At 33.7% G+C, this 7,063-nt stretch carries 8 protein-coding genes and 1 pseudogene; 8 read left to right on the plus strand and 1 reads right to left on the minus strand.

All coding sequences use genetic code 11. The annotated features are described in order from the left end of the window. Positions 1 to 530 precede the first annotated feature (530 nt). The gene (locus tag COD11_RS24270; protein ID WP_098799477.1) at positions 531 to 875 is read left to right on the plus strand and encodes a hypothetical protein; all 345 of its coding nucleotides are present in this window, start codon (positions 531 to 533) and stop codon (positions 873 to 875) included. Between the two features lie 141 nt (positions 876 to 1,016). On the opposite strand, the gene COD11_RS24275 is transcribed toward COD11_RS24270, so the two are convergent. After that, a complete protein-coding gene (locus COD11_RS24275) occupies positions 1,017 to 1,217 on the minus strand; it encodes a hypothetical protein (protein ID WP_098799478.1) in 201 nt (66 codons plus the stop codon). 588 nt (positions 1,218 to 1,805) lie between these two features. Here COD11_RS24275 and msrA point away from each other — a divergent pair. The 7 genes and pseudogenes from msrA to COD11_RS24310 all read left to right on the plus strand — a co-directional run bounded on the left by msrA (position 1,806) and on the right by COD11_RS24310 (position 6,845). After that, the gene (gene msrA, locus COD11_RS24280; RefSeq protein ID WP_098799479.1) at positions 1,806 to 2,789 is read left to right on the plus strand and encodes a peptide-methionine (S)-S-oxide reductase MsrA; all 984 of its coding nucleotides are present in this window, start codon (positions 1,806 to 1,808) and stop codon (positions 2,787 to 2,789) included. A gap of 70 nt (positions 2,790 to 2,859) precedes the next feature. Then, positions 2,860 to 3,441: pseudogene (locus COD11_RS24285) on the plus strand (peptide-methionine (S)-S-oxide reductase MsrA); the annotation flags it as partial. Positions 3,442 to 3,556: 115 nt separating this feature from the next. Then, the gene (locus COD11_RS24290) at positions 3,557 to 3,994 is read left to right on the plus strand and encodes an OsmC family protein (protein ID WP_098799481.1); all 438 of its coding nucleotides are present in this window, start codon (positions 3,557 to 3,559) and stop codon (positions 3,992 to 3,994) included. A 115-nt stretch (positions 3,995 to 4,109) separates the two neighbouring features. Further along, a complete protein-coding gene (locus tag COD11_RS24295) occupies positions 4,110 to 4,646 on the plus strand; it encodes a hypothetical protein (protein WP_098799482.1) in 537 nt (178 codons plus the stop codon). Between the two features lie 195 nt (positions 4,647 to 4,841). Continuing rightward, positions 4,842 to 5,297, plus strand: a complete 456-nt coding sequence (locus COD11_RS24300) for a MarR family winged helix-turn-helix transcriptional regulator (RefSeq protein WP_098799483.1) — start codon at positions 4,842 to 4,844, stop codon at positions 5,295 to 5,297. 615 nt (positions 5,298 to 5,912) lie between these two features. Then, positions 5,913 to 6,116, plus strand: coding sequence for a heavy-metal-associated domain-containing protein (locus COD11_RS24305; RefSeq protein WP_098799484.1), 204 nt, complete (start codon positions 5,913 to 5,915; stop codon positions 6,114 to 6,116). 33 nt (positions 6,117 to 6,149) lie between these two features. After that, entirely contained in the window at positions 6,150 to 6,845 is a 696-nt protein-coding gene (locus tag COD11_RS24310; RefSeq protein ID WP_176551231.1) for a hypothetical protein, read from the plus strand. Positions 6,846 to 7,063 lie beyond the last annotated feature (218 nt).

The following is a 7,063-nucleotide window of genomic DNA, read 5'->3' on the forward strand; positions in this document are numbered from 1 at the left end:
TTAGCTGGTTTTGTTGAAGATGGTGATTGAATTAATTCACCCATAATAAATGGTGCATTGACTCAAAAATTGTATCCTACAAAACACTAATTTACTATTCTCAATAACCAATTGTCTTCCATAGTTGAGAGTTTGTTGAAAATTCCAATTGCCCTAATTGTTATTATCTTTCTATATTTACTATCTGATTCCAATGCTTCTTTCAACTAATGTAAATACACCAGCGCTTATATAATGTTATCAAAATGAGTTAAGCCTTTGGAAATGGATACAATTGAACAAAACAGCTATTTTAATAGCACTAAACATTTTAAGTAACTTTATCATCATGAGAGTTGAATAATAAGATATTAAATGAAAAATCCTTATTAATCTTAATGAATATTTTGGGTTATAATAGAATTATTTTATGAGATATTATTCTAATATTTCTAGTGAAAAAGTTTGAATTTATTAAATATTAATTGTTTTGTATAAAAAATCCTGTTATTGTAATTTTTGCGAGCGAGTTACTAATGGGGGAAGAGAAATTGAAAATTAAGAGTCTGCTATTATTATTAATCTGTACTTTTGTAATTGGAATTACCTTTCCTTCGTACATTAGTGCGGCACCTAGTAAACCAAACTACGTACCAGTTAATGAAGGAGGCAGTTGCCCTAAAATAGACAGTACCATCCTATCCAAGAGTGATATTTACATAACAAGAGGTACTAACTATTTAATAGGAGCGGCAGTTGGTTTGTCATTGCCTACAGCATATCTCTCTATACCAGCAGGTATTACAGCTTCACTTGCAGCACCTATTGATTCAGCACTTATAGGGGTAGCGTCAGGAAAATGCGGATTTACAACGTTAAGGAAATTTCAATATTAAAAAGCCTAATTTCTCAATTAACTGTGAAGAAATTAGGCTTTTTTCATTTCTCAATTAAAGCGCCTGATTGTTGAATATAATTTTTTTGTTGAAAGCCACTGCTTATCTTTTTTTACAGTAACTTTTTAACATTTATTTGGCTTAAAAGCTCTTAATCCATTTCATTCCAAAAGTTAAAACCTCATATTCATTTTTGAGTATAAATCCATACATATTGTTATGGTCAATTATTATATCCCCACCAAGATGGCTAATCACCTGAGAGTCAATTACGACTGTAATTTCACCGACTTTAGTTCCCTCACCTTTTTTTATTTGCTCAACCTGAGCAAGTTGATACACATAAGTGGCATCTCAACCAGTTGTACGGACTTCATTAATACTTACTGTTGGTTGCTTACCGAGTACGTTGATAATCTGCTCTTCTGCAGCTTTTGTTATATTAATTTTCATTCATTTCACCTCATTTCAAATTTCCATTTAACTTCAAACACGTTTTATGAGTTATGAGATAAGTAACATAAAACAATTCTAATGATTGCGCTGTTCAAGGTATTTCAGAATGTAAGTTACCCTTTAATATCAGGAATCATTAGAAATTTAGAAATTGGCCCCTTTTCTTGCTCAAATTGAGCCGATGGCTGTAATAAAAAACTTAACTTGAAAGTCTAAAAGTAGTAAAAAATATGGCCACAACTGTTTTAACAATTGGCTCCACTCCATATCTATAACTCCTAATCTATAACTCCTAAACCTATTCAAATTAATCACCAATAAATTAATTTTATAAGTTGATATCATCTTACCACAATTTTATATTTTTAAAAATTATATTTAACAAAATATAATTCAGGGTATAATATAACCAAGCTCGAAATAGTATGCTTTAAACCGATGAAAATAATTAATTAATATTAGAGGTGAGTATTTTTGAAAAAAGAAGTAACACTTGAAAAAGCCACTTTTGCGGGTGGATGTTTTTGGTGCATGGTAAAGCCATTTGATGAATTCCCAGGTATCCATCAAGTTGTCTCTGGCTACTCTGGGGGATACAAAGAGGATCCACTATATGAAGAAGTTGTTTCTGGTTCAACAGGCCATCGCGAAGTCGTACAAATTACTTTTGATCCAAGTGTATTTCCATATAAAAAACTATTGGACATATTTTGGAAAAACATTGATCCGACTGATGAAAGTGGTCAATTTCATGATCGGGGTGAACAATATAAAACAGCCATCTATTACCATAGTGATGAGCAAAAAATGCTTGCAGAGGAATCAAAGCACCGGCTTGAAGAAAGTAAAAAATTTAGTAAGCCTATTGTAACTGATATTCTCCCAGCTAAAACGTTTTATCCCGCCGAAGAGAAACATCAAGAATATTATAAGAAAAATACATTCCATTATAACCGCTATTACGAGGGATCAGGCCGCAAAAGTTTTATTGAAAATAAATGGCGGGTACCGAAAGAATATAAGCAACTAAAAGAGAAGTTAACACAATTGCAATATGAAGTTACACAAAATAATGCGACAGAGCGACCTTTTGTAAACGAGTTTTATGATAATCAAAAAGAAGGCATTTATGTGGACATTGTTTCTGGTGAGCCACTTTTCAGCTCAAAAGACCAATACGACGCTGGCTGTGGCTGGCCAAGTTTCACAAGGCCGATAAGTCATTACCATATTGTCGATAAATTAGACAAAAGTCATGGGATGCTTCGTACAGAGGTACGAAGCAAATATGGGGATTCCCATCTGGGACATGTCTTTAACGATGGATCAAGAGAAAAAGGTGGTCTCAGGTATTGCATTAATTCTGCTGCATTGCGCTTTATTCCTAAAAATCAATTGGTAGCAGAAGGTTATGGAGAATATTTACCAATGTTTAAGGAAGGAGAACAGCATGAGTAAAAAAAATTTTGATTTACAAGCTAGTAATGTAGAAACTGCAACATTTGGAATGGGCTGATTCTGGGGACCAGATGCCCGGTTCGGGCATCTTCCAGGAGTGATTAGAACACGGGTTGGCTTTTCAGGTGGAACCACCCCTTCTCCAACCTATCGGAGAATCGGTGACCATACTGAGACCTTGGAGATCGACTTTGATCCATCGCTAATTTCCTATGAAGAAATCCTAAATGTCTTTTGGGGAAATCACAATCCCCTTAGGGAAAATTTTTATAAAGGTAGACAATACATTTCGATTCTCCTTTATCATAATCAACATCAACAACAAGATATCATCAAAAGGAAAAAATCAGAATGGTCACACATCCTTAATGGAGAGATACAAACAGAAATTGCTCCCTATTCAACTTTTTATTTGGCAGAAGATTATCATCAGAAGTATTATTTAAGACGTTTTAAGAATGCATTTGAGAAGCTGGATACTATTTTCACTAATCACAGCGATTTTGTTAACTCTACTCTTACAGCTCGTTTAAATGGACTAGCCAAAGGGCACGGGACTCTCTCCGGATTACGAGAAGAAATTAATACTTGGGGATTAAATAAAAATGATACTATGCGATTAATTGAGATGTTAAGTAAAATTCGCTGGTGAATGGGCGACTGATAGCATCAGCCATTCATTCAAACCGAACGAAATTATATTTTGCAAAATATAATTTTCTAATCTATAATAGTGAAGTACGTAAAAGTGAGAGGAGTTTTTATTTATGTCAAAAATGAAATTTGAAGTTCAAGGTAACACAAGCAAATTTGAAGCAAATATCCAAGCTGGTAATCACTCGATTGTAATTGATGAGCCAAAAAGTTTTGGAGGAACAGACAAAGGTATTGATCCGTTGTCGAATTTACTTGCATCATTAGTAGGTTGTGAAAATGCAATCGCTAACTTCGTGGCAAAAGAAATTAAATTCGATTTACAGGGGATTGATTTCAAAGTAGATGGAGAACTTGATTCAAGAGGATTGATGGGGGATTCGAGTGTTAGAACCTACTTTGAAACAATAAATATACAAGCATTTGTTAAAACATCTGAATCAGAAGAGCGTGTACAGGAATTAAAGGAAAAAACGGATGCCAGATGCCCTGTCTTTAATACTTTAAAGGCTGCTGATATTACTATTAACAGCGAGTGGAAAAAAGCTTAATTTATGCAGGAAAGGTTAGCCATTTTATGGTTAACCTTTTTTATTCGCCATTGAAGAACCAATTATAGGCTCCTACATATAATGTGAAAGTATTACACTTCTGGGGGGTATAGAAATGTCTAATGATTATCACAATTACTTAGAACAAATATTAGGTTCTTGGGAAAACGAACAAAGAGAAGGTGCCTTAAAGATTATTAATAAATATGGGTACCCCGACGAAGCAATTCCAAGTCGATTAATTTGGTACAACACAGGCCCATGGAAGCGAACAATTGTATATAGAGATTCTGTTCCACACAACTTTCCTACTAATCACCAAGATTTTCTTGAGCAAACAATTGATTACAGAACTCCCATAGAGTTATATGATGAAATAGCTCGTTTTGATGGTAGTTGTTACCCTGATAGAACAAAAGGTGAAGTTACCGTAATTTGTGATATGGAAGAAGCCAACTTTCTGTTTATAAATTTATTTCATGATATTGTGACTGGAAAAAGGACTGTGGCAGAGGCAAAAGCTTTTGCAGCGAAAACAGAGGCCGATTATTCTTTTAAGAACATATCTTCCCCCTACTTAGAGAAGATTTTATTTCCCCCCCAGCGTTACACCATTGATCCGGGAATCCAATACTTTGAAAAGGATAATTAACTTTAGCGTTTCAAAGTTACCTAAAACGAATAAAGCAGAGATTAACCATTGAACGATTAATCTTTGCTTTATTTTTTTATTGTTGGGTAATATTTAATGTTTTTTCAAAAAGAACAACGCAAATATAGTTTTGTAAAATTAAATTTTATCTTTGTGGTATAATAATTTAATAAAACTTATCAATTGGAGGAACAAATGAACCACCAAATAGAAAATAAAGATAAATTATTGCATTTAGACCAACAAGTTTGCTTTACTATCTACGCATGTTCACGCGAAATTATCCAACTTTATCGTCCATTTTTAAAAGAGTTAGATCTAACTTATTCGCAATACTTAGTTATGTTGGTATTATGGGAACACAAAAAAGTAACTATGAGCGAATTAGGCAGATACCTATACTTAGATAATGGAACTTTAACTCCACTAATTAAAAGGTTAATTATTGCAGGATTAGTTCAAAAAAAACGGTCCTCTGAAGATGAGCGTGTTGTGCATATTACTTTAACCGAAGATGGATTGACTCTAAGAGAAAAGGCTTATGAAATCCCAAATTCGATTATGCCTCTATTAACTAAGGATCCCTCAATTAAAGACAAAATTGAGAATCTGCTATCTATTATTCAAAGTGAAAATGAAAAGAAATCTTGACGAACACTTTAAATTACAATATAAATAACAAAAAGTAGTTTCTTTTAAGTAATAAGTCTATTTTGGTCGGCGCTTCCAGGTTGTATCTTATTGCAGTATGTTACAAGGTTTAGCTTAAAACCATACTTCCTTCCATTAACAAATAAGGGCTCTAATAACCTGCTAAAAGCAGAGTTGTATAAAACCCTATAGATCTATAAAGTTACTGAGAAGGAAACCTCTTTAATTATTTTCTCCCCTTCTAATAATCCAGCTTATTGAATATGGTTGATTTTCTTTTTAATCTATAAATCAATCGGCATTTCCTCACAAAAAGGGCTTTATGTTCCCCCGCTAATATAACTGTTATCGTTTGTTTCAGTTATTTTCTCCCCTTTCTCATACCTCAATAGTAGAAAGGCTTTTAACAATTCCCGTTTAACTCAATACTACACCTATATGGATTTTTTTAGCTGAATATAGGGTAATCTTTTGCCTTTAATAATCAATATTTGATTATTATATATCACCACAATATTAACGTTTATAACTGTATTTATTTAATTGTTTAAAGAACATAGTTCTTGGAAAACTAAAGACCAACAATAATTTCTTTGTAATAAAGGAGTGCATGTTATGGTTCTAGAAACAATTTTTGTAAATCAAGCGACTTCTGGAAAGTCAATTCAACAAATCGAACAAAGCCTCAATAAACTTGAAGGTATCGAAAGAGTGTTAGTTGACACTGCAGATGGTGAAGTAAAAGTTGAATTCGATGATGATAAGATTTCAAAAGAACAAATCATCTTAACACTGCAGCAAATTAATAGGAATCTTTGATTGTTATCGAAGCTAAAAAAGGAGTGGACAGCTATGCAGCAGGAAGAAAAATTAAAGACGGCGGCAACTGCTATGGCAAGCGATTTGAAAGTACAAACTATTGGCGGTGCAGAAAAAACGACTAATACAGTTGTAGATATGAATGCTGTACAAGCGTTTATTCAAGATTGGAATGCAATGTCTACAAAAGCAGCCAATCTGACAATTCAACAATATGGTCCCCCGAATGAAGCAACTCCCAGTAGATTAATTTGGTATAACAATGGACCGTGGAAACGAACAATTGTCTATCGCGATGAAATTCCACATGACTTTCCTCAACCTCATACTGATGTAATCGAAAACTATATCAACTATACTGTACCTCCAGAAATGTTTAGTGAACTAGCTAAGTTTGACGGTAGTGTGATTGTCGAAAGGACTAGAGGTGAAGTGTCTTCCCGATGCGATATGGAAGCAGCTAATATCCTTGCTCTTAACCTAATGAATGACATTGTTACAGGTAGGTTAGACGCAGAGAAAGCTCGTAATGTTTATTGTGAGGTAACTTCAGCCTTTATGTTGAATAGACCAGCACCTTACGCAGAGAAACTTCAATTCGAAGTACCAAAAGAAGAAAAATACGATACAGACAGAGTGATGATTGCTGATGAATTGATTGAACAAGGGATTGAAAAAGTTAAAGATATTATTAATCCAAACCAAAACCAAAATACTAACTATCATTAAGATTTTTAGAACTGTCGGTAACTCGGCAGTTTTTTCTTTTATGATTATTCTGCTCCTTACTTTGAGAACATTCCGTAGAGTCATTGCTGCGCAGTTTTTAGTCTACTACGTAATTAGAGATACTCCACAATCGGGGCCTTATATGGAATAAGAAGTGACTAATTGTTCACTTCTGACAGCTTTCTATATAATGAAGCCCTAGATACATTTGTAATTTC

Origin of the sequence: Bacillus sp. AFS040349 (assembly GCF_002577655.1) — a bacterium.
Classification (GTDB): Bacteria; Bacillota; Bacilli; order Bacillales; family Bacillaceae; genus Metabacillus.